We start from the raw sequence: 525 nt of genomic DNA on the forward strand, positions 1-525 counted from the left end.
GAGGCCGGAACGCCCGGACGAGCGCCGCGCGGACCACCGGGACCTGGACGGGCGCCGGGCGCCGGGCGCGGGGCCAGGGCCGAATAGCGGACGGTCTGGGTCGGACGATCACCCTGCGGACGGTCGCCTTGCGGGCGGTCACCCTGCGGGCGGTCGTTGCGGAAGCCGCCTTCGGGACGCGGACCACGCGGCGCGCCGGCGTCGGCGCGCGGGGTGCGCTGGTTGTACGGGCCGTCCTGGCGCGGGGCGCGCTGGTTGAACGGCCGGTCCGCGAAGTTGGGGCGGTCACCCTGAGGACGATCGCCTTGCGGACGGTCGCCTTGGTGCGAGCCCGGCCCCGGACGATAGGTGGTCGTCGATGAGCGGTCGTCGCGACGGTCGCGACTGGGCTCGTAGGTCCGGGTCTGGCCGGGCGCCGTGGTCTGGGCCGGGCGCGGAGCCTCGGCGCGTACCGGCGCCGGCGGCGCGGCGGGAGCCGGAGCCTGGGGCGCGGGAGCCGCCGGGGCGGGGGCCGGAGCCTGAGAC

1 pseudogene is annotated in these 525 nt (G+C 78.7%); it reads right to left on the reverse strand.

Features of this window, described 5'->3' with window-relative positions:
• Positions 1–525 (reverse strand): annotated as a pseudogene (locus J7528_RS24140) (translation initiation factor IF-2); the annotation flags it as partial.

This window comes from Caulobacter sp., assembly GCF_017744445.1.
Lineage (GTDB): Bacteria > Pseudomonadota > Alphaproteobacteria > Caulobacterales > Caulobacteraceae > Caulobacter.